This window comes from Variovorax sp. CF313, from assembly GCF_000282635.1.
Classification (GTDB): Bacteria; Pseudomonadota; Gammaproteobacteria; order Burkholderiales; family Burkholderiaceae_C; genus Variovorax.
In genome coordinates, this window is sequence record NZ_AKIW01000023.1 from 61244 (window position 1) to 87270 (window position 26027).

Below are 26027 nucleotides of genomic sequence, written 5' to 3' on the forward strand. Positions count from 1 at the left end.
AGACAACACTTGCGCCAGTTGCGCTACTTGCGAAAGATCCACCAGACCGAGCCTGCAACCAGGATCAGGCTGCCGCCGAGTGTCGAGAAGAGTTCCATGCCTTGCTTTCCTTGATGGAGTTGGCAAGCTGGATCGCCCTCGGACCTGATTCGCAGCTCAGCGCGGCGACCGGATGCGAAGCGCTGCACTGCGCGACGATATCTCGCGCGCACCCTTCACATTGGCCACACTGGGTGGCCACGCCAAGTTCGAACTGAACCTCGTCGAAAGTCATGCCGGCCCGCACGTGGCGTGCGATTTCTCGGTCGGAGACTCGGCGGCAGACGCAAACGATCATGGCTGTGAAAGCGGCAGTTGGCTGGCTGTTGGATTTGCTTGATTATAAATAAGAATCCATCGCATTCACAATAACCATGTGTTACTGATTCATGCAAGTGAGCCAGATCCCTGGATTCAGACCTCGGACCAGAGCCGAAGCAGGTTGTGGTAGTGGCCGGTCAGCGCCACGGTTTCCTCGCCTTCGCCGAAGCGCGCACGAAGTTTCTGGATGTTCTGGTCGAGTTCGAACAGCATGCCGCGCTGCTGGTCGCTGCGCACCATGCTCTGCAGCCAGAAAAACGAACAGATCCGAGCCCCCCGGGTCACGGGGTGGACGCGGTGCAGGCTGCTGGCCGGATAAAGAATGAGGTCGCCGGCCGGCAGCTTCACTTCGTGCGAGCCATAGGTGTCGATGACCTCCAACTCGCCACCCTCGTAACGGCCGGTTGCCCGCATGCATCTTGAGAATGAACAGGCCGGTGATCGAGAAGACCAGTGCGGCGCCCGCGAAGATGTCGATGAACCAGCTCCACGCGGCACCGGTGTTGCGGCCCTTGTGGAGGTCGTTGAAGTAGGAGAGCCAGCCGCGGTCGGTGCGCTCGTACTCGATCTCGCCGTCGGCCAGGCTCAGGCGCAGCCAGGCGTCGCCGCCAGGGCGGGGGAGCGAGAGATAAATTTCGTCGTCCGACCACTCGGCCTCGCGGCCCGCGGTACCGATGTCCCAGTGCTTCTGCACCCAGGCCTGCAGTTCGGCGGGCAAGGGCGCCTTTCCCTTGAGGGCCTTGGCGGCTGGCAACTGCTTTTCGAGTTGCGTGCGCAGGACTTCATCGACCGAACCGCTCAGCTTCGTGACGGCCGGCCGGGCCTCGATCTGCCCCGCGTGATTGAGCGTGAAGCCCGTGACGCTGAACAGGATCATGCCAATCAGGCAGATCGCCGAGCTCACCCAATGCCATTCGTGCAGGGTCTTGAGCCAGTAGGCTCGTCGGCGGGTGTCGGGGCGGGCGGCAGTCATCATCGAAGGCGCGGATTCTATCTGTGCAAATGAGAGTGACTTCTATTCGTGATTGGTTGAGTTGCGTAAAGCAATAAAAAACGGGACCGAAGTCCCGTTGATCGGCAGGCGCGAAAGCCTCGCTTATTCGAGTTCGCCCATCTGCGATTGCAGGTAGTTCTGCACCCCGACCTTGTCGATCAGGTCGATCTGGGTTTCGAGGAAGTCGATGTGCTCTTCCGTGTCGTCCAGGATTTCCTGCAACAGGTCGCGCGAGACATAGTCGCGCACCGATTCGCAATGCGCGATGCCGTCCTTGATGGTCGCTTGCGCGCCGGTTTCGGCGCCGAGGTCGCAGCGCAGCAGTTCCGGCACGTCTTCGCCGATGTTCAGCTTGCCCAGGTCCTGCAGGTTCGGCAGGCCGTCGAGCATGAAGATGCGGTCCATCAGCTTGTCGGCATGCTTCATCTCGCCGATCGATTCCTCGTATTCCTTCTTCGCCAGCTTGTCCAGGCCCCAGTGCTTGAGCATGCGGTAGTGGAGGAAGTACTGGTTGATTGCAGTGAGCTCGTTCTTGAGCTGCGCCTGCAGATGTTCGATGACCTTGGGGTCGCCCTTCATGATCGTTTTCCTTGTTCTGAAAGAGGGGATTGTCCGGTTCCTCGGAGGGCCCGCGCAAGCATTCCCCTGCGCAGTCGGTCTGCATGCGTACGAGGGTGATAGGCGTTCGTATTCGGGCGGGCAACGAAGGCGAGGACGCCTTTGTTTTTCATAGGCCGCACCGATGTTGTTGATAGTTCAATGCTATTAATGTGTCTTATTTGGTAGTTATACTCATGGCTCGCACTTACTTTTGTCCACCCGAAGCATCCAAGGAATCACCATGTCCCTGATCAACACCCAAGTCCAACCCTTCAAGACCCAGGCCTACCTCAACGGCAAGTTCATCGATGTGTCCGACGAGACGCTCAAGGGCAAGTGGTCCGTGCTGATCTTCATGCCGGCGGCCTTCACCTTCAACTGCCCGACCGAAGTCGAAGACGCGGCCGACAACTACCCCGAGTTCCAGAAGCTGGGTGCCGAGGTCTACATCGTGACCACCGACACGCACTTCTCGCACAAGGTCTGGCACGACACGTCGCCGGCCGTCGGCAAGGCCAAGTTCCCGCTGGTGGGCGACCCGACCCACACGCTGACCAACGCTTTCGGCGTGCACATCCCCGAAGAAGGCCTGGCACTGCGCGGCACCTTCGTGATCAACCCCGAGGGCATCATCAAGACCGCCGAAGTGCACTCCAACGAAATCGCCCGCGACGTCAAGGAAACCCTGCGCAAGCTCAAGGCAGCGGTCTACACCGCCGCCCACCCGAACGAAGTCTGCCCGGCCAAGTGGAATGAAGGCGACAAGACCATCGCACCGTCGTTCGACCTCGTCGGCAAGATCTAAGCGCCCCGCGCGAAAGCCCGGGCGCTCACGAGGCCCCGGGCTTTTTCGTCCCCAGTTGATAGTTTCCAGTTATCGAAAGAGAGTCCCTCATGCTCGACGCCAGCACCAAAGCCCAATTGAAGAGTTACCTCGAACGCGCCACGCAGCCGATCGAGATCGTCGCCTCGCTCGACGACGGCAAGGCCTCGGGCGAGATGCTGTCGCTGCTGAAGGACGTCGCCGAAGCCTCGCCGCTGGTCAAGCTGACCGAAAGCCGCGACGACAACCACCGCAAGCCCTCGTTCTCGGTCAATCGCCCGAGCGAAAACCACGGCCCGCGTTTTGCCGGCCTGCCGATGGGCCATGAATTCACTTCGCTGATCCTTGCCTTGCTGCAGATCGGCGGCTATCCCCCCAAGGTCGAGCAGGCAGTGCTCGACCAGATCAAGGCGCTCGACGGCGATTTCGAGTTCGAGATCTACGTCTCGCTCACCTGCCACAACTGCCCCGACGTGGTCCAGGCGCTGAACCTGATGGCAGTGCAGAACCCGCGCATCCGCACCACCATGATCGAAGGCGGCACCTTCCAGGACGAAGTGAAGGAACGGCAAGTGATGGCCGTGCCGACCGTGTTCCTCAACGGCACCGAGTTCGGCCAGGGCCGCATGAGCCTGGAGGAAATCCTCGCCAAGATCGACACCAGCGGCGTCGAGCGCGAAGCGAAGAAGATTGCCGCCAAGGATCCGTTCGACGTGCTGATCGTCGGCGGCGGTCCTGCCGGCGCCGCTGCGGCTGTGTACGCGGCGCGCAAGGGCATCCGCACCGGCGTGGCCTCGGAGCGCTTCGGCGGCCAGGTGCTAGACACGCTGGGCATCGAGAACTTCATCTCGATCAAGGAAACCGAAGGACCGAAGTTCGCGCATGCGCTCGAGGAACATGTGCGCGACTACGACGTCGACATCATGAATCTGCAGCGTGCCAAGGCGCTGGTGCCCGGCAACGGCCTGATCGAAGTGCAACTCGAAAGCGGCGCCTCGCTCAAGAGCAAGTCGGTCATCATCTCGACCGGCGCGCGCTGGCGCAACATCAACGTGCCCGGCGAGCACGAGTTCAAGAACAAGGGCGTGGCCTATTGCCCCCACTGCGACGGCCCGCTGTTCAAGGGCAAGCGCGTCGCGGTGATCGGCGGCGGCAACTCGGGCGTCGAAGCGGCGATCGACCTGGCCGGCATCGTGGGCCACGTCACGCTGATCGAGTTCGACACGGCCCTGCGCGCCGACGCCGTGCTGCAGCGCAAGCTCCAGAGCCTGAAGAACGTCGACATCTTCACCAACGCGCAGACCACCGAGATCACCGGCGACCAGAAGGTCAACGGCCTGGTCTACAAGGACCGTGCGACGGGCGAGCTGAAGAAGGTCGAGCTTGAAGGCGTGTTCATCCAGATCGGCCTCGTGCCCAACACCGACTGGCTCAAGGGCACGGTCGAGCTGTCGAAGCACGGCGAGATCCTCGTCGACGCGCGCGGCCAGACCTCGGTGCCCGGCGTGTTCGCGGCAGGCGATGTGACGACCGTGCCGTTCAAGCAGATCATCATCGCGGCCGGCGACGGCGCGAAGGCGGCGCTCGGTGCATTCGACCACCTGATCCGCACTTCGGCGCCCGCCGCGCCGGCGGCTGCCTGACCGGCTGCCCGATGCAAGAAGGGGTCATCGCAAGTCGATGGCCCCTTTTCTTTGAAGTCTCAGTAGTTCAGCCGCTCCGGCCGCAGTTCCTGCAGGATCGTCGTCGCGATCTCCTCGATCGACTTGGTGGTGGTCGACAGCCAGCGGATGCCGGCGCGTCGCATCATCGCCTCAGCCTCGCTCACCTCGTGGCGGCAGTTCTCGAGGCTGGCATAGCGCGAATCGGGGCGCCGCTCGTTGCGGATCTCGCTCAGGCGCTCGGGCTGGATCGTCAGGCCGAAGATCTTCTTGCGGTGCGGCATCAGGGCCGGCGGCAGCTGGCGGCGGTCGAAATCCTCCGGAATCAGCGGGTAGTTGGCGGCCTTGAGGCCGTGCTGCATCGCCAGGTAGAGCGAGGTGGGCGTCTTGCCGCTGCGGCTCACGCCAACCAGGATCACGTCGGCGCCCTGCAGGTCGCGGTTGCTCTGGCCATCGTCGTGCGCCAGGCTGAAGTCGATGGCCGCGATGCGGGCGTTGTATTCCTTGCTCTTGCTGACGTCGCTGAAGCGGCCGATGCGGTGGTTCGACTTCACGGCCAGTTCGATTTCCAGGGGCCGCACGAAGGTGCCGAACATGTCGAGCAGCATGCCCTTGCAGCCGGTTTCGATCACTTCCAGCACGTCCATGTTGGCCAGCGTGGTGAAGACGATGGGGCGGACGCCCTCGATTTCGGCGGTGTGATTGATCTGCCGCACCGCCTGGTGTGCCTTGTCGACCGTGTCGGTGAAAGGCAGCCGGACATGGCGCGGTTTCATCTCGAATTGGGCCAGAACGGCGTTGCCGAAGGTCTCGGCGGTGATGCCGGTGCCGTCGGAAATGAAGAAAACAGTGCGTGTATGCATGGTCTTGCGGCCTTGTCCTGCGGCGCGCGCGACCTTGCCACGCCTACAATCCGGGCCATTATCGGGAATCCGCTTTCCCAACCCCAATTCTTTCCATGCACACCGCGCTCGCACCCAAAGCAACGACAACGATCGTGCCGCGCCGTCTGCATGCGGCACCGGTTTCAACTTCTGGAGCTTTCCCATGTCTGCACTTTTCGACGCGACCGCCCTGGTCGTACCGTTTGAAAACCTGAGAATGACCGACGTCGAGGCGGTTGGCGGCAAGAACGCCAGCCTCGGCGAAATGATCTCGCAGCTGCCGCAGGGCGTGCGGGTGCCGACCGGTTTCGCGACCACGGCCCACGCATTCCGACAGTTCCTGGCCCACGACGGCCTGGCCGACAAGATCAGCAAGCGCCTCGCCGCGCTCGACACCGAAGACGTGCGCGCGCTGGCCGCCGCCGGCGCCGAGATTCGCGCCATGGTCGAGGCCCAGCCTTTCCCGGCCGACCTGCAAAAAGCCATCGGCGAGGCCTTCGCCACGCTGAGCGCCGGTAACCCCGCCGCCTCGTTTGCCGTGCGTTCCTCGGCCACCGCCGAAGACCTGCCCGACGCCTCGTTCGCCGGCCAGCAAGAGACCTTCCTGAACGTCGTCGGCATCGACGACGTACTGCACAAGATGAAGGAGGTGTTCGCCTCCCTCTACAACGATCGCGCCATCAGCTACCGCGTGCACAAGGGCTTCGAGCACGACGTGGTCGCGCTGTCGGCCGGCGTGCAGCGCATGGTGCGTTCCGACCTCGGCGCCGCCGGCGTGATGTTCACCATCGACACCGAATCGGGCTTCGAAGACGTGGTGTTCATCACCTCCAGCTACGGCCTCGGCGAAACGGTGGTGCAGGGCGCCGTGAATCCTGACGAGTTCTACGTCCACAAGCCGACCCTCAAGGCCGGCAAGAAGGCCGTGATCCGCCGCAACCTCGGCTCCAAGCTGATCCAGATGGAATTCGCCACGCCTGAAGAGAAAAAGGCGAGCGGCAAGCTGGTGAAGACCACCGACGTCAAGGCGGAGCAGCGCAACCGCTATTCGCTGAGCGACGCCGACGTCGAGCAGCTCGCCAGGTACGCGCTGGTCATCGAAGAACACTATGGCCGTCCGATGGACATCGAGTGGGGGAAGGACGGCACCGACGGCCAGCTCTACATCCTGCAGGCGCGCCCCGAGACGGTGAAGAGCCAGCAGCAAGGCAAGGCCGAGCAGCGCTACAAGCTGCTGGGCAAGGGTGCCGTGCTGGCCGAAGGCCGTGCCATCGGCCAGAAGATCGGCACCGGCCCCGTGAGGCTCGTGCACAGCATCAGCGAAATGGACAAGGTACAGGCCGGCGACGTGCTCGTCACCGACATGACCGATCCCAACTGGGAGCCGGTGATGAAGCGCGCCGCCGCCATCGTCACCAACCGTGGCGGGCGCACCTGCCACGCGGCCATCATCGCGCGCGAACTGGGCATTCCGGCCGTGGTCGGCTGCGGTGACGCGACCGATCTGCTGAAGGACGGCACGCTGGTGACCGTGAGCTGCGCCGAGGGTGACACCGGCTTCATCTACGACGGCCTGCTCGAGACCGAAGTGACCGAAGTGCAGCGCGGCGTGATGCCCGAGATCGACCTCAAGATCATGATGAACGTGGGCAACCCACAGCTCGCCTTCGACTTCGCGCAGTTGCCGAACCACGGCGTGGGCCTGGCCCGCCTGGAGTTCATCATCAACAACAATATCGGCGTGCATCCGAAGGCAATCCTCGACTATCCGAACGTCGACAACGACCTGAAGAAGGCCGTCGAGTCGGTGGCGCGCGGCCACGCCTCGCCGCGCGCGTTCTACGTCGACAAGGTGGCCGAAGGCATCGCGACCATCGCGGCCGCGTTCTGGCCAAAGCCCGTCATCGTGCGCCTGTCCGACTTCAAGTCGAACGAGTACCGCAAGCTGATCGGCGGCAGCCGCTACGAGCCGGAAGAAGAAAACCCGATGCTGGGCTTCCGCGGCGCCGCGCGCTACCTGAGCGCCGATTTCGGCGAAGCCTTCGCGATGGAATGCGAAGCGCTCAAGCGCGTGCGCAACGACATGGGCCTGACCAACGTTCAGATCATGGTGCCCTTCGTGCGCACGCTGGGCCAGGCCGAGCGCGTGACCGGCCTGCTCGCCGAGCACGGCCTGAAGCGCGGCGAGAACGAACTCAAGCTGATCATGATGTGCGAGGTGCCGAGCAATGCCATCCTGGCGGATGAGTTCCTGCAGTACTTCGACGGCTTTTCGATCGGCTCGAACGACCTGACCCAGCTCACGCTGGGCCTGGACCGCGACTCGGGCCTCGAACTTCTGGCCGCCGACTTCGACGAGCGCGACCCGGCCGTCAAGGCGATGCTGAGCCGTGCCATCAAGGCCTGCAAGGACCAGGGCAAGTACGTCGGTATCTGCGGCCAGGGCCCCAGCGACCATCCGGACTTCGCACTATGGCTGGCGGAGCAGGGGATCGAATCGATCTCGCTGAATCCCGACAGTGTGATCGACACCTGGCAGCAGCTCGCCAAGCGCTGACCCGCAAAAGGCATTGGGCCATGTGCCCGCCGCGCGACAGACTGCGGGAATCCCCACAGGGGGATTTCCCGCGTCAGCTTGGTGTCATTGAAACAAGATGCGTTTCCGATGTCAGACTTGCGGCTTAACGGGGCGCATCCCGGCAGCTCGCGGGGGACACCATCATGATTCTTGTAAAGACAGACGCCGGCCAGCAGGTTCTCAAGGATCGCTCGGTGCCGCTCACGCCGCGCCAGCGATCGGCGTTCATCCTGTTCGACGGCAAGCGCTCGGTGGATGACGTGATCGCCGCCGGCATGGGCATCACCGCGGAGGACATCAACCAGATGATGGAACTGGGCGTGCTGGCGCCGGTGGGCGGCAAGCCTGCGGCGACGCCGACCGGGGAGGCCGCGGCCCCCGAAGTTCCGAAGCCGGCTGCGGATGCTGCTGGCTCCGGGCGCAGCAAGCAGCAGCGGTACAAGGACGCCTATCCGATCGCCACGCAACTCACCGGCAGCCTGGGCCTGATGGGTTTCCGGCTCAACCTGCAGGTCGAGGGCACCACCAGCTACGAGGACCTCGTGGCGCTGGCGCCGAAGATCCGAGCCGCCGTCGGCCCTGAGAAGGCCGCGGCGCTCGACAAGGCCCTCAACGACTGAATCTTGCCGGGATGGCCGATACAGGGCTATAATCGCCGGCTTTGCCTTGCCACACTGCGCCCGACGCTGCAGGTGGCTTTTCCTCTTCTTCGGAAGAATCCACAAGGAGTGCCATGCGTCACTACGAAATCATTTTGCTGATCCACCCGGATCAGAGCGAACAAGTTCCGGCCATGCTGGAGCGTTACAAGGGCCTGATCACGGCCGGCGGCGGCAAGGTCCACCGCGTTGAAGACTGGGGCCGCCGTCAGCTGGCCTACCAGATCAACAAGCTCAACAAGGCTCACTACCTGTGCGTCAACATCGAAGCTGAACAAGCCGTGATGGGCGAACTGGAACACGCGTTCAAGTTCAACGATGCCGTGCTGCGTCACCTCACCGTCCAGAAGAAGAAGGCTGAAACCGGTCCTTCGTCGATGATGAAGACGGTCGAGCGCGAAGAAGCCCGCAAGGCCCAGCAGGCCGAATACGCCGCCAACAACAACTGATGGCGTGACTGCTGCCGCTACGGCAACCGGGGTCAACCAGCTTCTGCTGACCGCCTCCGTTGCCGAACTCGGAGCCCTGCGATACACGCCAGCCGGCTTGCCCGCCATCGATCTGAAGCTCGAACACGAGTCGACGCTCCAGGAGGCAGGCAAACCCAGGCAGGTGAAGACGGCCCTCAAGGCCGTTGCCTTCGGCGCCATCGCCGAACGGCTCGCAAGACAGTCGATGGGAAGTCTCTGGCGTTTTCAGGGCTTCCTGGCGACACCGGGCAACGGCAAGCATCCGGTCCTGCATATCCAGGATTTTCAGCAAGATTAATTTTCGACAAGAGGTCCCCAAATGGCCACGTTCAAGAAATTCAACAAAGACAAGCGCCCGAAGCGCAACACCCAGTCGCTGCTGTTCAAGCGCAAGCGCTTCTGCCGCTTCACCGTCGCTGGCGTCGAAGAAATCGACTACAAGGACATCGACACGCTGCGTGACTTCATCAGCGAAAACGGCAAGATCATCCCCGCACGCCTGACCGGCACGCGCGCGATCTACCAACGCCAGCTGAACACCGCCATCAAGCGCGCGCGCTTCCTGGCCATGGTGCCGTACAGCGACCAGCACCGCGTCTAAGGAGCCGAGACCATGCAAATCATTCTTCTGGACAAGGTTCTCAACGTCGGCGGCCTGGGCGATATCGTCAAGGTCAAGGACGGCTATGCACGCAACTTCCTGATCCCGACGGGCCGCGCCCGCCGTGCTACCGCCGCCAACAAGGCTGAATTCGAAGCCAAGCGCGTCGAACTCGAAAAGGCTGCGGCTGCCAAGCTGGCCGAATCGCAAGCCCAAGGCGAAAAGCTCGGTGGCACGACCGTCAAGCTGACGCAAAAGGCTGGCGTCGACGGCCGTCTGTTCGGCTCGGTCACCAACGGCGACATCGCCGAAGAACTGGGCAAGCAAGGCTACAAGGTCGCCAAGTCGCAAGTGCGCCTGCCCAATGGCCCGATCAAGGTTGTTGGCGACAGCACCGTGAGCGTTGCGCTGCACACCGACGTGGTGGTCGACATCACCGTGACGGTCTACGGCGAAACCGCCTGATCGTCCACGGCGCCTTAGTGCGCTGCAGCAAAAGCCGCCTTCGGGCGGCTTTTCTTTTTCTGCGCTCGGGTTATCCAGTCGATTGCACTGGAAGATCACTGTTTATTCACAACCTTGTCCACACGCGCATCCGCGTGCGCGGCTTAGCATGCAGGGTTGCAAGGGAAGTCCATGTCCGCCGTTTTCTCCTATGCCGACAATGACCCGTCGGCCGATCGCCAAGTCGCTCAACTGCGCATTCCGCCTCACTCCATCGAGGCCGAATCGAGCGTGCTCGGCGGCCTGCTGCTCGACAACGGCGCCTGGGACCGAATGGGCGACCTGCTGGTCGACGGCGACTTCTATCGCCACGAGCACAAGCTGATCTATGCCGCCATCGGTGGGCTGATCAATGCCAGCAAGCCGGCCGATGTGATCACGGTCTACGAGCAACTGCAGAACCTCGGCAAGGCCGACGAGATCGGCGGGCTGGTGTATTTGAACTCGCTCGCGCAGTACGTGCCCAGCGCGAGCAACATCCGCCGCTATGCAGAGATCGTGCGCGAGCGCTCGATCCTGCGCAAACTTGTCACCGCCAGCGACGAGATTGCGACCAACGCTTTCAACCCGCAGGGCAAGGCGGTCGACAAGATCCTCGACGAGGCCGAGCAGAAGATCTTCAACATCGGCGAAGAAGGCACGCGGATGAAGCAGGGCTTCCAGAGCATGGATTCCCTGGTGGTCGAGCTGCTCGACCGCGTGACCGAAATGGCCGAGAACCCGAACGACATCACGGGCATTCGCACCGGCTTCCACGACTTCGACAAGATGACCTCCGGCCTGCAGCCGGGCGACATGATCGTGCTGGCTGCGCGTCCATCGATGGGCAAGACCTCGCTCGCGATCAACATCGCCGAGCACGTGGCGCTCGAGGAGGGTCTGCCGGTGGCGGTGTTCTCGATGGAAATGGGTGCCTCGCAGCTCGCGGTGCGTATCGTCGGCTCCATCGGGCGCATCGACCAGGGCCACCTGCGCACCGGCAAGCTCAGCGACGAGGAATGGCCGCGCCTCACCGAAGCCATCGAGAAGCTTCGCACCGTGTCGCTGCACATCGACGAAACGCCGGGCCTGTCGACCAGCGAACTGCGTGCCAACGCGCGCCGGCTTGCGCGCCAGTACGGGCGCCTTGGCCTGATCGTGGTCGACTACCTGCAGCTGATGTCGACCAGCAGCTCGGGCGACGAGAACCGCGCCACGGCCGTGGGCGAAATCTCGCGCGGCCTGAAGATGCTGGCCAAGGAACTCAAGTGCCCGGTGATCGCGCTGTCGCAGCTCAGCCGAGGCGTGGAAAGCCGCACCGACAAGCGCCCCATGATGAGCGACCTGCGCGAATCCGGCGCCATCGAGCAGGACGCGGACATCATCATGTTCATCTACCGCGACGACTACTACAACAAGGAGTCGAAGGAGCCGGGTGTGGCCGAGGTGATCATCAGCAAGCACCGCAACGGCCCGACCGGCACCGTCAAACTGGCCTTCCTGAAGCCGATCACCAAGTTCGAGAACCTGGTGGGCTACAGCAACAACGACCAGTACTGACGCAGCGCGTCAGCCAACGTTGCCGCCAGGCCGGGGCAGCGAGGCCGGCGGCTTCTGCTTTATCGTTTTGCCGTGCGCCGTCTCGGCCTTCACCTGCCGCAGCAGGTCGGCCAGCGTCTTGCCGGGTTCGTCACGAAAGCGCTCGGGCAGCATTTCGATCGTGTCCATGCGGTCCAGGCGAAAGCCGCGGAAGTCGTTGCGCAGCTCGCACCAGGTCGAGAGCGTCCAGACCTTGCCCCAATAGAAGCAGCCGAGCGGCCGAACCGTGCGTTCGCTCGCATCGCCCGACACATCGTGGTAGCTCAATCGCAACTTGTTGTGCGACTGCACCGCCTCGCGCAGCGTCTGCAGCCGCGTGCGCAGCGTGTCGTCCAGGCCCATCGCAGGGGCATAGAGTGCCAGCGCCTCGGCCGAGACGCGTGCCGCCGGTGGCAGCACCGACAGGATCTTGCCCAGCCCGCTCTCGATGTCGCGCGCCAGCGCCGGATCGACCCAGCTCTGCGCGAGCCGCGCCGCGGCCATCAGTGCCGAGGCTTCGTCCTGCGTGAACATCAGCGGCGGCAGTTCGAAGCCCGCGCCCAGCCGATAACCCACGCCGGCCTCGCCCTCTATGGGCACGCCTTGGTGCTGCAGGTCGGCCACGTCGCGGTACACCGTGCGCTCCGACACCTCGAGGCGCTGCGCCAGGAACGCAGCCGTGGTGAGCCGGCGTCCGCGGATGAGCTGCACGAGTTGGAAGAGGCGGTCGGCGCGGCGCATCAGCGGGTTTCGGTGAGTTTCTTCGCGAAGCCTTCGACGAAGCAGTGCTTGCCGCGCTGTACGGCCGCCCCGACGTTCGGCAGATGAAGGCGGCCGGCCAGCCGGGTGCGCCGGTTTTTCCTGATGCTCATGAAACTCCGATGTGGACCGCCACCCTGTCTGGCCCTTCGTAGGCTTCGAAATCGCTGCGGTAGCTGCGCGCGATTTCCGGGTGAGCCTCGAAATACTGCCAGATGCGCTGCCAGGTGGCGATGATCATCTGCGGCATCTTGCCCTGGCCGGTGAACACAAGGTAGTCGCCGGCCTCGATGGCAAGGCTGCCTTCGCCGCCCGAGACGGCGACGCCCGTCGTCACGTCGAAGGCGTCGCGGGTGTCCGACTCGTAGGCCGAATAGACGCCGAAGAGGCGGACGTCAGCGGTGCGGTGCGGCGTCGACTCGTATGTCTGTTCGCCGAAGAACCGATCCCACAGTGCGCCGATGCGGGCCGTTGCGGGATCGTTCTCTTCATGGTTGGTAGTGCGGGCGGTGAGGCCCGCGACGCGGAAGGCGTCCAGGTGTTGGCGGATAGGTTCCATGGGGCTTGTTCTCAAAGTGCCAGCGTCTTCGGATCGGCCTTCATGGCCCGGGCGATCAGCTTCATGTCGGCATCGGTGACGTCGAACATGCCAAAGCGAAACTTGTAGCCCCATTGCCTGGGGTTCTCGATGAAGGCCAGGCGCTCGATCAATGGCGCGATCGGTGCCTCCTGCCCGGCCGTGTAGGCCACGTCGCGGCGCCACGGCACGAAGCCGTCGCCCATGTCGAACTCGTAAGGCTCGCCGGGCTGCACGACGCCGATCGACACGAAGCTCTGCAGCTTGTCCGTGCCGCCGAACACCGTGGCCGGCGAGTAGTAGACGACGCGGTCGCCCGCCGCAACCCGCTTGAGCGGCGCATGCTTGCCATGGCCGACCTGCATGAAGCCGAGCGGCCGGTGGTCGCGGCCGCGCCGGGCATGCTCGGCGCTGGCCACGGCGATCCAGTTGCGTTGCGTCATGGCGGCATCACTCCAGGGAGTGCAGGCCGACTTCGTTGCCTTCGGTGTCGCGCAGGTGGGCGATGAAGCCCATGCCAGGCGGCAAAGCGGACTTGGGCGCCACGATCTGGCCGCCGGCCGCCTCGACCCGCGCGAGCACGGCGTCGATGCTGGGCATGCAGTCGAGGTAGATGCGGATGCCTGTGCCGGCGCGCGCGCTTGCGTTGGCGCCGGCCTGCAGGGCGCCGCCGGTGGCGGGATCGTCGTAGGGGAACACGGCCAATGTCTGGCCGCCGAAGTTCTCGCGGCGCAGCTTGCGGGCCAGCACGGTTTCGTAGAAGGTTTGCGCACGGTCCATGTCGGCGACGGGGATCTCGAACCAGCTGATGGCGTTCTGCTTGTACATGGGTGTTCTTTCGTGTGGTTGAAGGAGCCCCGATGGTGCGGACCGGCTCCTGACAACGTCTTGTCAGTAGGCTGTCATCGCAGGCGAAAAAAGTGCCCGCGATGCCCCTTGGGGCACACGCGGGCTCTTGTCGGCCAGGAGTCGCGGCTTAGAGCACGTCGCTCGCGAAATCCGCCAGCCGCGAGCGTTCGCCGCGCGCCAGCGTGATGTGCCCGCCGTGCGGCCAGCCCTTGAACTTGTCGACTGCGAAGGTGAGGCCCGAGGAGCCTTCCGTGAGGTACGGCGTGTCGATCTGAGCGAGATTGCCCATGCAGATGATCTTGGTGCCGGGGCCGGCACGGGTGATCAGCGTTTTCATCTGCTTGGGCGTGAGGTTCTGCGCCTCGTCGATGATCACGTACTTGTTGAGGAAGGTGCGCCCGCGCATGAAGTTCATGCTCTTGACCTTGATGCGGCTGCGGATCAGCTCGTTGGTGGCCGCGCGGCCCCACTCGCCGGCGCCGCCGCCGTCGCCCTTGGCCAGGAACTCGAGGTTGTCGTCGAGCGCCCCCATCCAGGGGCCCATCTTTTCTTCTTCGGTGCCGGGCAGGAAGCCGATGTCTTCACCCACGCTCACGGTGGCACGGGTCATGATGATCTCGGTGTAGCGGCGGTCGTCGAGCACCTGCGTGAGGCCGGAGGCCAGCGCCATCAGGGTCTTGCCGGTGCCGGCGGTGCCGGTCAGCGTGACGAAGTCGATCTCCGGGTCCATCAGCAGGTTCATCGCGAAGTTCTGCTCGCGGTTGCGCGTGTTCACGCCCCAGACCGCGTTCTTGCCCGAGCTGTAGTCCTTCAGTGTCTTGAGTACCGCGGTCTTGTCGCGGATCTCGGTGACGCGCGCGTACATGCTCGGCTCGCCCGGTGCCTCGAAGAAGACGAACTGGTTGATGTACAGGTTGGGCACCAGCGGACCGCTGATCCGGTAGAAGGTGTTGCTGCCGCTCTGCCAGCTTTCGACCGTCTTGCTCTGGCGGGTCCAGAAGTCGGGCGGCAGCGCCAGCGAGCCGGCGTACAGCAGGTCGCCGTCTTCCAGCGTCTTGTCGTTCTGGTAGTCGTCGGCGGCCAGGCCCAGCGCACGCGCCTTGACGCGCATGTTGATGTCCTTCGACACCAGCACCACTTCCTGCTTCGGCTTGCCCGGCCGGTCCTTGGCGTACTCGTCGCGTAGCGCGTGCACCACACCGAGGATCTGGTTGTCGGCCTTGCCTTGGGGCAGGCTGATCGGCAGCGAGTAGTCGAGCGGAGCGGTCTGGAAGAACAGCCGGCCGCCGGCTTCGCGGTGGCCGGTGGTGTCGAGCTTCAGGCCCTTGTCGATGTCGGCATCCTGGGCGCCAGCGAGCGCGTCGAGCGTGCGGCTGGTCTGGCGGCCGTTGCGCGCGACTTCGGTGGTGCCTTTCTTGTGGCCGTCGAGTTCTTCCAGCACGATCATCGGCAGGAAGATGTCGTGCTCCTCGAAGCGGAACAGGCACATCGGGTCATGCAGCAGCACGTTCGTGTCGAGCACGAACAGCTTGGCGGGGCCGGTGGACTTGCTGCGTTTGGGCCGTGCCGGTGCCTGCGGCGCCGGGGCCGGGGCGGGGGGGGTGGCGACGACCGGTGCCTTCGTCTCGACCTGGATGAGGGCTTGCGGCTGGGGCGCGCTCACGGGTACGGGCGCCGGTTTCGACTTGGCCCGGCGTGCCGGGCGCACAGTGTTGCCGCCGCCGGCACTGTCGGTGCCGAGGCTGTCGAACAGTTCCAGCGGCTGCGGGCTGCGCGCCGTGGTCTCGTCAGCGCGCGAATCGCCGGAACGGCGCGAACCTCTGTGCGAGGACCGGGCGGGTGCGTCGATCGCGTCCGGCGAGAGCAATGCAGCGCGTTTCGTGGGGGCGGGAGGCAATGGCATGTGTCAGATCGCTCGCAGAAAGTGGGAACCAGAAAACAAAAAAGCCGCCTGAAGACCAAGGCGGCTTTGTTCGGGGGATGCGGTCGTGGAGCTCAACGGCATGAGCCCATTATGCACACCGCGGATGACGCGCCGGAGGCACTTTACGCAGTGCGTTGGGCATTTCCCACGCAAGAGCGGAAAAGCGCACCGCCGGCTCGCCGGGAGGCGGTCAGGCGGCCTTCTTGAGTGCCTTGACGGCCTTGAGCACGTCGTCGACATGGCCGGGAACCTTGAGCCCGCGCCATTCGGCCTTCAGGATGCCGTCGGCGCCGATAAGGAAGGTGCTGCGTTCGATGCCCTTGACCTTCTTGCCGTACATGATCTTGTTCTTGACCACGCCGAACATGTGGCACATTTTTTCTTCGGTGTCGGCGATGAGTTCGAAGGGCAGCTCGAGCTTGGCCTTGAACTCGTCGTGCGACTTCATGTTGTCGCGGGATACGCCGAACACCGTGGCGCCGGCCTTTTCGAAGTCCTTGTAGCGGTCGCGGAACTGCATGGCTTCGGTAGTGCAACCCGGAGTGTTATCTTTCGGGTAAAAATACATGACCAGCACATGGCCGAGATGCGAGGTATTCGAGACCTTGAGGCCGCCCGTGGCGTTGGCGTCGAATTCAGGAATGGGTTTGTTGACAACGATCGCCATGAAACTTGTTTTCTCCGTTAGATTCCGCTCCTGAGCCCTCTCGCCCCGTTTCGGACGGGACTTGCTCAAGGAATGGAGGATTGGTCGTTGCTAACTTAGGGGTAGCTGGCCTGTTCGCAACCCGGTATTTTACCCCGAAAACACCTCTCTCAGCCACGCGGCGGGCTCTCGACCAGCAGGGCGGCGATCACGTGCCGGCCTTCTCCAGCCAGGATGTTGTAGGTTCGGCAGGCTGCAGCGGTGTCCATGGTCTCGACACCGGTGCGTTGCGCCATCAGGGGTTTCAGCCAGCCGGGTTGGGGAAAGCGGATGCGGTTTCCGCTGCCGAAAATGATCAATTCCGCGCCCAGGGCGGCCAGTTGCTCGAAATGTTCGGCGCCGAGCTGGTCGAAGCTCGAGCAATTCCATTCGAAGCGCTCGCCGCGCGAGCCCACTACCACGCTGCCTTCGACTTTTTCGTTGTTGATCGCCACCCAGCCGGGGCCGTGCGCGGTAAGGGACTGGGCGTCGGATTTGTCGGGCTGGAGCTTCATCTGGGCACTGGGAACTGTGGTCAAATTATAGGTTTTCCCTAGTGCCACGGGGCTCGCAAGGGCCTTTGCCTTCGAGTAAGCAACCCGTTCAACCCGTTAATTTCCGCGCCCGGGAGGGCCCTTTGAAGCAGCTCAAGAAATCGGCCAAGCTGGCCAACGTTCTCTATGACATCCGCGGTCCCATCATGGATGCCGCCAAGCAGATGGAAGAGGACGGCCAGAAGATCATCAAGCTCAACATCGGCAACCTCGCCGTGTTCGGTTTCGATGCTCCCGAGGAAATCCAGCAGGACATGATCCGCAACCTGCCCACCTCGGCCGGCTATTCGGACAGCAAGGGCGTCTTCGCGGCACGCAAGGCGGTGATGCACGAGACGCAGAAGCAGGGCATCGCGGGCGTCACGCTCGACGACATCTACCTCGGCAACGGCGCCAGCGAGCTGATCGCCATGTCCACCAATGCGCTGCTCAACGACGGCGACGAATTGCTGCTGCCGGCCCCCGACTACCCGCTGTGGACCGCCTCCACGAGCCTGTCGGGCGGCACGCCGGTGCACTACCTGTGCGACGAGGCCAACGGCTGGATGCCGAATCTCGACGACATCCGCGCCAAGATCACGCCGCGCACCAAGGGCATCGTGGTCATCAACCCGAACAACCCGACCGGTGCGCTGTATTCCGACGAGCTGCTCAAGAGCATCGTGGCCATCGCGCGCGAGCACGGCCTCGTGATCTTCGCCGACGAGGTCTACGACAAGGTCCTGTACGACGGCGTGAAGCACACCGCCATCGCCAGCCTGTCGAGCGACGTGCTCACGCTCACCTTCAATTCGCTCTCCAAGAGCTACCGCTCGTGCGGCTACCGCGCCGGCTGGCTCGTGGTGTCGGGCGACAAGCGCAGCGCGCAGGACTACATCGAGGGCCTGAACATGCTCTCGAACATGCGCCTGTGCGCCAACGTGCCCGGCCAGTGGGCCATCCAGACGGCGCTCGGCGGCTACCAGAGCATCAACGACCTCGTGTGCGAGGGCGGCCGGCTGCGCCGCCAGCGCGACCTGGCCTACGAACTCATCACCGCCATTCCGGGCGTGAGCTGTGTCAAGCCGAGCGCCGCGCTCTACATGTTCCCCAAGCTCGATCCCGAGGTCTATCCGATCGAGGACGATCGCCAGTTCTTCCTCGAACTGCTGAAGGAAACCCGCGTGATGCTGGTGCAGGGCACCGGCTTCAACTGGGCCACGCCGGATCACTTCCGCATCGTGTTCCTGCCCCATGAAGACGACCTGCGCGAGGCCATCAACCGCATCGCGAGGTTCCTGGAACAGTACCGCCTGCGCCGCCAGTCGCGGCCATGAAGCCTGCCTGCATCACTGCTGCCGCCACCCCATCGAAACCATGAACGCGACTCTCCCAATGAAACCCATCCAAGTAGGCCTGCTCGGCGCAGGCACGGTCGGCAGCGGCACCTTCAAGGTGCTCCAGCGCAACCAGGAAGAGATCAAGCGCCGCGCTGGCCGCGGCATCGAGATCACCATGGTGGCCGACCTCGACACTGCCCGCGCCCGCGAAGTGGCCGGCGAAAGCGTCAAGGTGGTCAGCGATGCGCGCGAAGTCATCGCCAACCCCGACATCGACATCGTCATCGAGCTGATCGGCGGCTATGGCATCGCCAAGCAGCTCGTGCTCGAGGCCATTGCGGCCGGCAAGCACGTGGTCACGGCCAACAAGGCATTGCTCGCCGTGCACGGCACCGAGATCTTCGCGGCCGCGCACGCCAAGGGCGTGATGGTGGCCTTCGAGGCGGCGGTGGCCGGCGGCATCCCGATCATCAAGGCGCTGCGTGAAGGCCTCACGGCCAACAGCATCCAGTGGCTGGCCGGCATCATCAACGGCACCACCAACTTCATCCTGTCCGAGATGCGCGACAAGGGCCTGGATTTCGCGACCGTGCTGAAGGAAGCGCAACGCCTGGGCTACGCCGAAGCCGACCCGACCTTCGACATCGAGGGCGTCGACGCCGGCCACAAGGTCACGCTGATGAGTGCCATCGCCTTCGGCATTCCGGTGCAGTTCGACAAGGCCCACATCGAGGGCATCACCAAGCTCGCCGCGCAGGACATCAGGTACGCCGAGCAGTTGGGCTATCGCATCAAGCTGCTGGGCGTGACCAAGCGCACTGCCAAGGGCATCGAACTGCGCGTGCACCCCTCGCTGGTGCCCTCGAAGCGCCTGCTGGCCAACGTCGAAGGTGCGATGAACGCGGTGGTGGTGCACGGCGACGCCGTGGGCACCACGCTCTACTACGGCAAAGGCGCAGGCAGCGAGCCGACCGCCAGCGCCGTGATCGCCGACCTCGTCGACATCACCCGCCTGCATACTGCCGACGCCGCGCACCGCGTGCCGCACCTGGCCTTCCATCCCGACGCGATGAGCGACCTGAAGGTGCTGCCGATGTCGGAAGTTGTCACCAGCTACTACCTGCGCCTGCGCGTGGCCGACCAGGCCGGCGTGCTAGCCAAGGTCACGGGCCTGCTGGCCACCGCCGGTATCAGCATCGATGCCGTGCTGCAGCGCGAAGCCGACGAAGTGGGCGGCGAAGGTTCCACGCAGACCGACCTGATCATCCTCACGCACGACGCGCGCGAAGGCACCGTCAACGACGTGATGGCCGAGCTGCAGGCGCTGCCCACCGTGCTCGAACCCATCGTGCGCATCCGCAAGGAAGAGTTGAAGTGAACTACCTGAGCACCCGCGGCCACCCGGACCGCAAGCGCTTCTGCGAAATTCTCCTCGAAGGCCTTGCGCCCGATGGCGGCCTCTATCTGCCCGAGGCGTATCCGCAGGTCGATGCTGCCACCCTGGCGAAGTGGCGCAAGCTGCCGTACGCCGAACTGGCCTTCGAGATCCTCTCGCTTTACATCGACGACATTCCGCCGGCCGACCTGAAAGCGATCTGCGCGAAGACCTACACCGCCGAAGTGTTTGGCACCGACGAGATCGTGCCGCTGCGCGAGCTCGAGGACGGCGTGTACCTCGAAGCCCTGTCCAACGGCCCCACGCTGGCCTTCAAGGACATGGCGATGCAACTGCTGGGCAACCTGTTCGAGTACGAGCTGGCCCGCCGCGGCGCGGAGCTCAACATCCTCGGCGCGACCAGCGGCGACACCGGCAGCGCGGCCGAATACGCCATGCGCGGCAAGAAGGGCGTGCGTGTCTTCATGACCTCGCCCGACGGCCGCATGAGCCCGTTCCAGCAGGCGCAGATGTTCAGCCTGCAGGACGAGAACATCCACAACATCGCCATCACCGGCGTGTTCGACGATTGCCAGGACATCGTCAAGGCGGTATCGAACGACCTGGGCTTCAAGCGCAAGTACCGCATCGGCACCGTCAACTCGATCAACTGGGCGCGGCTGCTGGCGCAGGTCGTCTACTACTTCGCGGGCTATTTCCAGGCCACCGCGAGCAACGACAAGCCGGTGAGCTTCACCGTGCCCTCGGGCAACTTCGGCAATGTCTGTGCGGGCCACGTGGCGCGCTCGATGGGCCTGCCGATCCAGACGCTGGTGGTCGCCACCAACGAGAACGACGTGCTCGACGAGTTCTTTCGCACTGGCGTCTACCGCGTGCGCGCGGCCGTCGACACGCACGAAACCTCCAGCCCGTCGATGGACATCAGCAAGGCCAGCAACTTCGAGCGCTTCGTGTTCGACCTTGTCGGGCGCGATGCGGCCAAGCTGCGCAAGCTGTTCGTGGACGACCTGGGCCTGCAGGGCAGCTTCGATCTGAGCGCCGACCCGGCGTTCAAGCAGGCCGCGGGGCGCTTCGGCTTTCGCAGTGGCCGCAGCACGCACGCCGACCGCCTGGCCACCATTCGCGACACCGACAAGCGCTTTGCCACGCTGGTCGACCCGCACACGGCAGATGGCCTGAAGGCTGCACGCGAACAGCACGTGCCCGGCGTGCCGATGGTGGTGCTCGAAACGGCGCTGCCGATCAAGTTTGCGGCCACGCTGGTCGAGGCGCTCGGCGCGGAGCCCGCGCGGCCGAAGAAGTTCGAAGGCATCGAGGCGCTGCCCAAGCGCGTCGTCAAGCTGCCTGCAGATGCCGAGGCCGTCAAGGCCTACATCGCCGAAAACTGTGACTGATCGCGGTCGGGTCTTCGCATGAAAGTCGTCGGTTTCGCCGGCTATTCGGGCGCGGGCAAGACCACGCTGCTTGAGCGCCTGATACCGGCGCTCAAGCGGCTCGGCCAGCGCGTGTCGGTAGTCAAGCACGCGCACCACAAGTTCGACATCGACCATCCCGGCAAGGACACCTACCGCCACCGCGAGGCGGGTGCCTTCGAGGTGGTGGTCGCCTCCGACAAGCGGCTGGCCGTGATGCGCGAGTTCGAGGCTCCCGTCGAACTCAGCGTGCACCAATTGCTGGCCGAAGTGCATCCGGCTGCCGACTGGGTGCTGGTCGAGGGCTTCCGCCACAGCGACGTGCTCAAGATCGAGGTCTGGCGGCTGCCGGAAGCGGGCAAGCCGTCGCGGCCTGTGCTGTACGCGGACGATCCTTTCGTCATCGCCGTGGCCACCGACGCGCCTGCCAGCCTGCCGTCGCCCACCGAGCGGCCGTTGTTCGACCTCAACGACGCCGAGGCCATTGCGAGGTGGTTGATCGACAGCGGCGACCGCTTCGAATACAACCCCGATCACCATGGCTGATTCACCCGTTCCTTTCGCCGCTTCTTCCTCGCGCCCGCCGCTGATGCCGCTCGATGAGGCGGTCGCGGTCCTGCTCGCGAAGGCATTGCCGAAGCTGCCCGCCGAGAGCGTCGGTACTTTCGACGCCGACGGCCGCGTGCTGGCGCAGGACCTCGTCTCCGGCCTCACCGTGCCGCCGCGCGATAACAGCGCGATGGACGGCTACGCCGTGCGCGCGGCCGACTGTGCCGCACCGGGCGCCGAACTGAAGGTGACGCAGCGCATCCCCGCAGGCACCGTCGGCACGCCGCTCGCGGCCGGCACCGCGGCGCGCATCTTCACGGGCGCGCAGATCCCCGAAGGCGCCGACGCCGTCGTGATGCAGGAAGACACCACGGCAATGCCGCAGGAAGGCGGCCTGGGCTCGGTGCGCATCGCCATCGTTCCCGCTGCCGGCCAATGGATCCGTCGCGCGGGCGAAGACGTGGCCTCGGGCGATGTCGTGCTGAAGAAGGGCGAGCGCCTCACCCCCGCCGCGCTCGGCCTTGCGGCCAGCGTGGGCTTCGACCGCCTGCAGGTGGCCCGCAAGCCGCGTGTGGCCATGCTCTCCACTGGCGACGAACTGGCGATGCCCGGCGAGGTCGCACCCGACGCGATGAAGCCTGGCGCCATCTACAACTCCAACCGCTTCTTCATGCGGGCCCTCCTGCGCCGCCTGGGCTGCGAAGTGAACGACCTGGGCATCGTGCCCGACGACCGCGAAGCCACCATCGCCGCACTGCGCGATGCGGCGGAGACGAGCGACCTGATCATCACCACCGGCGGCGTCTCCGTCGGCGAGGAAGACCACATCCGCGCGGCGCTGCAATCGCTGGGCGAGCTGCAGCTCTGGTCGCTGTCGATGAAGCCCGGCAAGCCTTTCGCCTATGGCTCGATCGCGCGCAGCAACGGGCAGGGCGCCTGCCATGTGACGGGGTTGCCCGGCAATCCGGTGTCGAGCTTCCTGACCTTCCTGATGCTCGTGCGGCCCTTCCTGCTGGCGCTGCAGGGCGCCGCGCGCGTCGCGCCGGAAGCGGTGAAGATGCGCGCCGATTTCGACTGGTTGCGCGCCGACAAGCGCCGGGAGTTCCTGCGCACGCGGCGCAACGCGGACGGTGGCCTCGACCTGTTCGGCAACCAGAGCTCGGGTGTGCTGACCTCGATGGTCTGGGGTGACGGCTTGGTCGACAACCCTGCCGGCCAGACGATCAAGGCAGGCGACACCGTCGACTTCATTCCCTTCGCATCGCTGCTCGCCTGAATCGTATGAAGATCCAGATCCGTTACTTCGCCTCGGTGCGCGAAGCCCTTTGCAGCAGCGGCGAAACCGTCGACACGAAGGCCGGGACGCTTTCGGCCCTGCGCGACGAGCTCATCGCCCGCGGTGGAGCCTACGCCACCGCGCTTGCACGCGGCAAGGCGGTGCGCATGGCGCTCGACCAGATGATGAGCGACGAAGCCGCCGCCCTGAGCGAAGGCTGCGAAGTCGCATTCTTTCCACCCGTCACGGGCGGTTGAGGCGCCCGTCCAGGGCCGCGAGGCGCTCGCGCAGGCCGTCGGACGCACGGGTCATCGGCGAGCGCAATTCGTCCTGCATTTCGCCCGCGTGCGCCAGCAGCGCCTTCAGCGGGCCGGGATTCGGTTCGGCAAAGAGCATCTCCACCAGCGCCTGCAGCGCCTGCCATTCGGCGCGCGCCTCGGCCAACCGGTTGTCCGCCAGCAGGCGCACCAGCCGCACGAAGCGGCGCGTCTGCACATTGCCGCTGGCCGCGATGGCGCCCGCGCCGCCTTCGGCCATGGTGCCGAAGATCTGGTGATCCTCGCCCGACAGCACCTGCAGCCGACCGTCGGCGATCACGGCGCGCGTCTTGGCCATGTCGCCGCCGCAGTCCTTGATGCCGCGGATACGCGGATGTTCGGCCAGCGCCAGCAGCGTGTCGCGGGCGATGGTGACGCCGGTGCGATAGGGAATGTCGTAGACCAGCACCGGCACCGTGCTGGCATCGGCGATGGTGCGGAACCATTCGAGCAGGCCGGCCTGCGACGGCCGTACGTAGTGCGGCGCAGCCACCAGCAGGCCCGCCAGCGGGCGTTCGGAGAGCTTGCGCGCCCAGGCCGTGGCCTTGCCCAGGTGATAGCCGGAAATGCCCATGACCACCGGCAGTCCGCCGGCCGCGGCCAGCACGGTATCGAGCACGGCCAGTTGCTCGGCTTCATCGAGCGCGGCGGCCTCGCCGGTCGAGCCGCAGGGCACGAAGCCGGTCACGCCATCGCCGGCGAGCCGCCGCGTCAGCGCGGCGAGGGCGGCATGGTCCACCGCGCCGTCGCGGAACGGGGTAACGAGGGCCACCCAGAAGCCGGAGAAATCAGGGGTGGTGGAGCTTGGTTGTTGTTGAGGCACGCGGGCTTCCTTTCAGGAATCGACCGATGGAACGAACCATCGTCCGATGCGCGCACAACCCGAAAGGGGCCAAAGCCTTTTGCAGGTTCCGTCGCTCATCCGACGACGGAACCTCGGCTCCGGTCAGACGAGCTTTGGTTTTTTGGCTTTGTTGCTGCCCTGGCACGCGCAACGGCTCTCGGCGTGCGAAAGCACTGTGAAAAGCGTGGCGAGGCAAGGCATTGCCGCAGTCTATCGCGATGCCACAATCCGGACATGAGCGTTGCGCGTGTTTCGATCCAGACAGCCGATTTCGACCTGGGCCAGGAGGTCGCCGCGTTGCGTGCCGGCGACAAGCGCGTGGGCGCCGTCTGCAGTTTCGTGGGGACCGTGCGCGACCGCAACGACGGCAGCGCGGTCGCCTCTATGGAGCTGGAGCACTACCCCGGCATGACCGAGAAGGCCATCGAAGCCATGATCGACGAGGCGCACAAGCGCTTCGACATCCTGGGCGCGCGCGTGATCCACCGTGTGGGCCTGCTGCAGCCGCTGGACCAGATCATGATGGTGGCGGTGGTGTCGGCGCACCGCGGCCAGAGCTTCGAGGCTTGCGAATTCCTGATGGACTACCTCAAGACCCAGGCGCCTTTCTGGAAGAAAGAGCAGACGCCCGAAGGCGCCCGCTGGGTGGATGCGCGCGTGGCCGACGACGCGGCGCTGGCGCGCTGGGGAATCAGCGCCCCGAACGCCTGACTTGTTGCCTCTCCCCGAGGGGGAGAGGGAGCAAGAGGTCAGAGGGGTTTGAAGCCGCTCGCTTGAATGATCCGCTCCCACGTCTGCGTATACGTGCGCACGCGGCCCGCGAACTGGCCCTGCGGCTCGTAGCCGACCGTCAGCCCCATTGTCGTCAGCTTCTGCTTCACGTCGGGCATCGCCAGCACCTTCTGCAGCGCGTCGCCGTACTTGTCGATGATCGGCTGCGGCGTGCCGACCGGCGCGAAGATGCCGTAGTAGGGCAGGTCTTCCAGGTTCGAGAAGCCCAGCTCGGTGAAGGTCGGCACGTTCGGGATCACGGCCTGGCGCTTGGCGCCGATGGAGGCCACGATGCGCAGCTTGCCGGCCTTGTGGTTCTCGATGAAGTCCGGCACCGAGGCGATGCCCGCGGTGATCTGGTTGCCCAGCATGTCGGCCGTCATCGGCGCGCTGCCGCGGTAGGGGGCGGGCTGCACGTCGATCTTGTACTTGTCCGAGATCATCTTCACCAGGAACTCGGGGATCGAGGCCGGCGCCGGGATACCGATGGTCTCCTTGCCGCCCTTCTGCGTGCGAACCCACTTCACGTACTCGTCGATGCTCTTGGCCGGCGTGCCGCCCGACACCGCCAGCACGTTGGCGAAGGTGGCGAAGCCGGCCACGGGCACGAAGTCGGTGGCGGGGTTGAAGCCCGGGTTCTTCACCACCTGCGGCAGGATCGAGATGGTGTGGTCGTGCGACAGGAACAGCGTGTGGCCGTCGGCCGACGAAGACTTCAGCACCGTCGCGGCGATCTGCCCGCCCGCGCCGGCGCGGTTCTCGACCACCACCGGCACGCCCAGTACGTCCTTGAGTTTTTCGCCCAGCGTGCGTGCAATGGCGTCGCTGCCGGCGCCGGCGGGGAAGCCCACCAGCAGGCGGATGGGGGTGCCGCTTTGCGCCTGCGCAAGGCCGGACAGGCCCATGACGGCTAGAAAGAGGCCCACGCTGATCGCCCGGCGCACCGGTTGAACGCGCTGCATTGAAAAAACCATGATCGACTCCATTCGAGAGAGAGAAATGCCTACGGGCAGGGAAAACGGATCTTGTGCAATAGCCGTGCCCACGGCACCGGCTTAGCCGGCAGCCTTGAATCGTGCCCGAACAGCCCTATTTTGGATGCAG

29 protein-coding genes and 2 pseudogenes are annotated in these 26027 nt (G+C 64.8%); 16 read left to right on the top strand and 15 right to left on the bottom strand.

Annotated features, from left to right (window positions below):
• Positions 1-64: 64 nt before the first annotated feature.
• The 4 genes and pseudogenes from PMI12_RS28025 to bfr form a co-directional block, all read right to left on the bottom strand.
• A complete protein-coding gene (locus PMI12_RS28025) occupies positions 65-337 on the bottom strand; it encodes a (2Fe-2S)-binding protein (protein WP_081502622.1) in 273 nt (90 codons plus the stop codon).
• A 116-nt stretch (positions 338-453) separates the two neighbouring features.
• Positions 454-756 (bottom strand): annotated as a pseudogene (locus PMI12_RS07705) (2OG-Fe(II) oxygenase); the annotation flags it as partial.
• A pseudogene (locus PMI12_RS28030) lies at positions 737-1333 on the bottom strand (PepSY-associated TM helix domain-containing protein); the annotation flags it as partial. The pseudogenes PMI12_RS07705 and PMI12_RS28030, both read right to left, overlap by 20 nt.
• Positions 1334-1456: 123 nt before the next feature.
• Complete coding sequence (gene bfr / locus PMI12_RS07710) at positions 1457-1933, bottom strand: bacterioferritin (protein WP_007830763.1); 477 nt, start codon at positions 1931-1933, stop codon at positions 1457-1459.
• A gap of 262 nt (positions 1934-2195) precedes the next feature.
• Between bfr and ahpC the strand changes: the two genes are divergently transcribed.
• Positions 2196-2759, top strand: coding sequence for an alkyl hydroperoxide reductase subunit C (ahpC, locus tag PMI12_RS07715; protein ID WP_007830764.1), 564 nt, complete (start codon positions 2196-2198; stop codon positions 2757-2759).
• 89 nt (positions 2760-2848) lie between these two features.
• Positions 2849-4420, top strand: coding sequence for an alkyl hydroperoxide reductase subunit F (ahpF, locus tag PMI12_RS07720; RefSeq protein WP_007830766.1), 1572 nt, complete (start codon positions 2849-2851; stop codon positions 4418-4420).
• A 59-nt stretch (positions 4421-4479) separates the two neighbouring features.
• On the opposite strand, the gene ppsR is transcribed toward ahpF, so the two are convergent.
• A complete protein-coding gene (ppsR, locus tag PMI12_RS07725) occupies positions 4480-5301 on the bottom strand; it encodes a posphoenolpyruvate synthetase regulatory kinase/phosphorylase PpsR (RefSeq protein ID WP_007830768.1) in 822 nt (273 codons plus the stop codon).
• Positions 5302-5485: 184 nt separating this feature from the next.
• Between ppsR and ppsA the strand changes: the two genes are divergently transcribed.
• The 7 genes from ppsA (at position 5486) to dnaB (ending at position 11673) form a co-directional block, all read left to right on the top strand.
• Complete coding sequence (gene ppsA / locus PMI12_RS07730; RefSeq protein ID WP_007830770.1) at positions 5486-7879, top strand: phosphoenolpyruvate synthase; 2394 nt, start codon at positions 5486-5488, stop codon at positions 7877-7879.
• Between the two features lie 164 nt (positions 7880-8043).
• Positions 8044-8520 (top strand): hypothetical protein, encoded by a 477-nt coding sequence (locus PMI12_RS07735; protein WP_007830772.1) that lies wholly within the window; start codon positions 8044-8046, stop codon positions 8518-8520.
• A 113-nt stretch (positions 8521-8633) separates the two neighbouring features.
• Positions 8634-9008, top strand: a complete 375-nt coding sequence (gene rpsF, locus PMI12_RS07740; RefSeq protein ID WP_007830775.1) for a 30S ribosomal protein S6 — start codon at positions 8634-8636, stop codon at positions 9006-9008.
• Between the two features lie 4 nt (positions 9009-9012).
• Complete coding sequence (gene priB, locus PMI12_RS07745) at positions 9013-9327, top strand: primosomal replication protein N (RefSeq protein WP_007830777.1); 315 nt, start codon at positions 9013-9015, stop codon at positions 9325-9327.
• Between the two features lie 21 nt (positions 9328-9348).
• On the top strand, positions 9349-9630 hold the full coding sequence (gene rpsR, locus PMI12_RS07750; RefSeq protein ID WP_007830781.1) for a 30S ribosomal protein S18: 282 nt from the start codon (positions 9349-9351) through the stop codon (positions 9628-9630).
• A gap of 12 nt (positions 9631-9642) precedes the next feature.
• On the top strand, positions 9643-10095 hold the full coding sequence (rplI, locus tag PMI12_RS07755; protein WP_007830783.1) for a 50S ribosomal protein L9: 453 nt from the start codon (positions 9643-9645) through the stop codon (positions 10093-10095).
• A gap of 171 nt (positions 10096-10266) precedes the next feature.
• Positions 10267-11673 (top strand): replicative DNA helicase, encoded by a 1407-nt coding sequence (gene dnaB, locus PMI12_RS07760; RefSeq protein ID WP_007830785.1) that lies wholly within the window; start codon positions 10267-10269, stop codon positions 11671-11673.
• Positions 11674-11682: 9 nt separating this feature from the next.
• Here the strand turns inward: dnaB and PMI12_RS07765 are convergent, their stop codons facing one another.
• The 8 genes from PMI12_RS07765 to PMI12_RS07795 all read right to left on the bottom strand — a co-directional run bounded on the left by PMI12_RS07765 (position 11683) and on the right by PMI12_RS07795 (position 17000).
• Positions 11683-12432: a helix-turn-helix transcriptional regulator gene (locus PMI12_RS07765; protein WP_007830788.1), complete on the bottom strand. Its 750-nt coding sequence runs from the start codon at positions 12430-12432 to the stop codon at positions 11683-11685.
• A complete protein-coding gene (locus PMI12_RS29555) occupies positions 12432-12563 on the bottom strand; it encodes a hypothetical protein (RefSeq protein ID WP_007830791.1) in 132 nt (43 codons plus the stop codon). Before PMI12_RS29555 ends, PMI12_RS07765 begins: the two co-directional genes overlap by 1 nt.
• Complete coding sequence (locus tag PMI12_RS07770; RefSeq protein ID WP_007830793.1) at positions 12560-13009, bottom strand: GyrI-like domain-containing protein; 450 nt, start codon at positions 13007-13009, stop codon at positions 12560-12562. Before PMI12_RS07770 ends, PMI12_RS29555 begins: the two co-directional genes overlap by 4 nt.
• Positions 13010-13020: 11 nt before the next feature.
• Positions 13021-13470, bottom strand: a complete 450-nt coding sequence (locus PMI12_RS07775; RefSeq protein ID WP_007830795.1) for an EVE domain-containing protein — start codon at positions 13468-13470, stop codon at positions 13021-13023.
• Between the two features lie 7 nt (positions 13471-13477).
• Positions 13478-13855, bottom strand: coding sequence for a VOC family protein (locus PMI12_RS07780; protein ID WP_007830797.1), 378 nt, complete (start codon positions 13853-13855; stop codon positions 13478-13480).
• Positions 13856-14003: 148 nt separating this feature from the next.
• Positions 14004-15779 (bottom strand): PhoH family protein, encoded by a 1776-nt coding sequence (locus tag PMI12_RS07785; RefSeq protein ID WP_007830799.1) that lies wholly within the window; start codon positions 15777-15779, stop codon positions 14004-14006.
• Between the two features lie 211 nt (positions 15780-15990).
• A complete protein-coding gene (locus PMI12_RS07790) occupies positions 15991-16467 on the bottom strand; it encodes a peroxiredoxin (protein WP_007830801.1) in 477 nt (158 codons plus the stop codon).
• A 149-nt stretch (positions 16468-16616) separates the two neighbouring features.
• Complete coding sequence (locus PMI12_RS07795) at positions 16617-17000, bottom strand: Mth938-like domain-containing protein (RefSeq protein ID WP_007830803.1); 384 nt, start codon at positions 16998-17000, stop codon at positions 16617-16619.
• A 122-nt stretch (positions 17001-17122) separates the two neighbouring features.
• On the opposite strand from PMI12_RS07795, the gene PMI12_RS07800 reads away from it, so the two are divergent.
• Genes PMI12_RS07800 through PMI12_RS07825 form a run of 6 tightly spaced genes read left to right on the top strand, consistent with a single transcriptional unit; the run spans position 17123 to position 23248 of the window.
• Entirely contained in the window at positions 17123-18355 is a 1233-nt protein-coding gene (locus PMI12_RS07800; RefSeq protein WP_007830805.1) for a pyridoxal phosphate-dependent aminotransferase, read from the top strand.
• Positions 18356-18413: 58 nt separating this feature from the next.
• Positions 18414-19736, top strand: coding sequence for a homoserine dehydrogenase (locus tag PMI12_RS07805; protein ID WP_007830808.1), 1323 nt, complete (start codon positions 18414-18416; stop codon positions 19734-19736).
• Complete coding sequence (gene thrC, locus PMI12_RS07810; RefSeq protein ID WP_007830810.1) at positions 19733-21148, top strand: threonine synthase; 1416 nt, start codon at positions 19733-19735, stop codon at positions 21146-21148. Before PMI12_RS07805 ends, thrC begins: the two co-directional genes overlap by 4 nt.
• 18 nt (positions 21149-21166) lie before the next feature.
• Positions 21167-21712, top strand: coding sequence for a molybdopterin-guanine dinucleotide biosynthesis protein B (gene mobB / locus PMI12_RS07815; RefSeq protein ID WP_007830812.1), 546 nt, complete (start codon positions 21167-21169; stop codon positions 21710-21712).
• Complete coding sequence (locus tag PMI12_RS07820; protein ID WP_042673017.1) at positions 21705-22991, top strand: molybdopterin molybdotransferase MoeA; 1287 nt, start codon at positions 21705-21707, stop codon at positions 22989-22991. The genes mobB and PMI12_RS07820 overlap by 8 nt, the downstream gene beginning before the upstream one ends.
• Before the next feature lie 5 nt (positions 22992-22996).
• A complete protein-coding gene (locus tag PMI12_RS07825) occupies positions 22997-23248 on the top strand; it encodes a MoaD/ThiS family protein (protein ID WP_007830816.1) in 252 nt (83 codons plus the stop codon).
• Here PMI12_RS07825 and dapA read toward each other — a convergent pair.
• Positions 23235-24131 carry a 4-hydroxy-tetrahydrodipicolinate synthase gene (gene dapA, locus PMI12_RS07830; RefSeq protein WP_007830818.1) on the bottom strand — a complete coding sequence of 299 codons (897 nt, stop codon included), beginning with the start codon at positions 24129-24131 and terminating at the stop codon, positions 23235-23237. The two genes, PMI12_RS07825 and dapA, sit on opposite strands and share 14 nt — an antisense overlap.
• Before the next feature lie 255 nt (positions 24132-24386).
• On the opposite strand from dapA, the gene PMI12_RS07835 reads away from it, so the two are divergent.
• Entirely contained in the window at positions 24387-24863 is a 477-nt protein-coding gene (locus tag PMI12_RS07835; RefSeq protein WP_007830820.1) for a molybdenum cofactor biosynthesis protein MoaE, read from the top strand.
• Positions 24864-24901: 38 nt separating this feature from the next.
• Here PMI12_RS07835 and PMI12_RS07840 read toward each other — a convergent pair whose 3' ends face one another.
• A complete protein-coding gene (locus PMI12_RS07840) occupies positions 24902-25897 on the bottom strand; it encodes a Bug family tripartite tricarboxylate transporter substrate binding protein (protein WP_007830827.1) in 996 nt (331 codons plus the stop codon).
• Positions 25898-26027: the final 130 nt, after the last annotated feature.

What these genes read in the sequence shown, in the direction of transcription:
- PMI12_RS28025 (WP_081502622.1), bottom strand. Translation starts at nt 337, where the DNA reads ATGATCGTTTGCGTCTGCCGCCGAGTCTCCGACCGAGAAATCGCACGC.
- PMI12_RS07835 (WP_007830820.1), top strand. Translation starts at nt 24,387, where the DNA reads ATGAGCGTTGCGCGTGTTTCGATCCAGACAGCCGATTTCGACCTGGGC.
- mobB (WP_007830812.1), top strand. Translation starts at nt 21,167, where the DNA reads ATGAAAGTCGTCGGTTTCGCCGGCTATTCGGGCGCGGGCAAGACCACG.
- bfr (WP_007830763.1), bottom strand. Translation starts at nt 1,933, where the DNA reads ATGAAGGGCGACCCCAAGGTCATCGAACATCTGCAGGCGCAGCTCAAG.
- ahpC (WP_007830764.1), top strand. Translation starts at nt 2,196, where the DNA reads ATGTCCCTGATCAACACCCAAGTCCAACCCTTCAAGACCCAGGCCTAC.
- ppsA (WP_007830770.1), top strand. Translation starts at nt 5,486, where the DNA reads ATGTCTGCACTTTTCGACGCGACCGCCCTGGTCGTACCGTTTGAAAAC.
- PMI12_RS07770 (WP_007830793.1), bottom strand. Translation starts at nt 13,009, where the DNA reads ATGGAACCTATCCGCCAACACCTGGACGCCTTCCGCGTCGCGGGCCTC.
- PMI12_RS29555 (WP_007830791.1), bottom strand. Translation starts at nt 12,563, where the DNA reads ATGAGCATCAGGAAAAACCGGCGCACCCGGCTGGCCGGCCGCCTTCAT.
- PMI12_RS07795 (WP_007830803.1), bottom strand. Translation starts at nt 17,000, where the DNA reads ATGAAGCTCCAGCCCGACAAATCCGACGCCCAGTCCCTTACCGCGCAC.
- PMI12_RS07790 (WP_007830801.1), bottom strand. Translation starts at nt 16,467, where the DNA reads ATGGCGATCGTTGTCAACAAACCCATTCCTGAATTCGACGCCAACGCC.
- rplI (WP_007830783.1), top strand. Translation starts at nt 9,643, where the DNA reads ATGCAAATCATTCTTCTGGACAAGGTTCTCAACGTCGGCGGCCTGGGC.
- PMI12_RS07805 (WP_007830808.1), top strand. Translation starts at nt 18,414, where the DNA reads ATGAAACCCATCCAAGTAGGCCTGCTCGGCGCAGGCACGGTCGGCAGC.
- rpsR (WP_007830781.1), top strand. Translation starts at nt 9,349, where the DNA reads ATGGCCACGTTCAAGAAATTCAACAAAGACAAGCGCCCGAAGCGCAAC.
- rpsF (WP_007830775.1), top strand. Translation starts at nt 8,634, where the DNA reads ATGCGTCACTACGAAATCATTTTGCTGATCCACCCGGATCAGAGCGAA.
- PMI12_RS07785 (WP_007830799.1), bottom strand. Translation starts at nt 15,779, where the DNA reads ATGCCATTGCCTCCCGCCCCCACGAAACGCGCTGCATTGCTCTCGCCG.
- PMI12_RS07820 (WP_042673017.1), top strand. Translation starts at nt 21,705, where the DNA reads ATGGCTGATTCACCCGTTCCTTTCGCCGCTTCTTCCTCGCGCCCGCCG.
- PMI12_RS07775 (WP_007830795.1), bottom strand. Translation starts at nt 13,470, where the DNA reads ATGACGCAACGCAACTGGATCGCCGTGGCCAGCGCCGAGCATGCCCGG.
- PMI12_RS07840 (WP_007830827.1), bottom strand. Translation starts at nt 25,897, where the DNA reads ATGGTTTTTTCAATGCAGCGCGTTCAACCGGTGCGCCGGGCGATCAGC.
- PMI12_RS07825 (WP_007830816.1), top strand. Translation starts at nt 22,997, where the DNA reads ATGAAGATCCAGATCCGTTACTTCGCCTCGGTGCGCGAAGCCCTTTGC.
- PMI12_RS07735 (WP_007830772.1), top strand. Translation starts at nt 8,044, where the DNA reads ATGATTCTTGTAAAGACAGACGCCGGCCAGCAGGTTCTCAAGGATCGC.
- ahpF (WP_007830766.1), top strand. Translation starts at nt 2,849, where the DNA reads ATGCTCGACGCCAGCACCAAAGCCCAATTGAAGAGTTACCTCGAACGC.
- ppsR (WP_007830768.1), bottom strand. Translation starts at nt 5,301, where the DNA reads ATGCATACACGCACTGTTTTCTTCATTTCCGACGGCACCGGCATCACC.
- PMI12_RS07780 (WP_007830797.1), bottom strand. Translation starts at nt 13,855, where the DNA reads ATGTACAAGCAGAACGCCATCAGCTGGTTCGAGATCCCCGTCGCCGAC.
- PMI12_RS07765 (WP_007830788.1), bottom strand. Translation starts at nt 12,432, where the DNA reads ATGCGCCGCGCCGACCGCCTCTTCCAACTCGTGCAGCTCATCCGCGGA.
- dnaB (WP_007830785.1), top strand. Translation starts at nt 10,267, where the DNA reads ATGTCCGCCGTTTTCTCCTATGCCGACAATGACCCGTCGGCCGATCGC.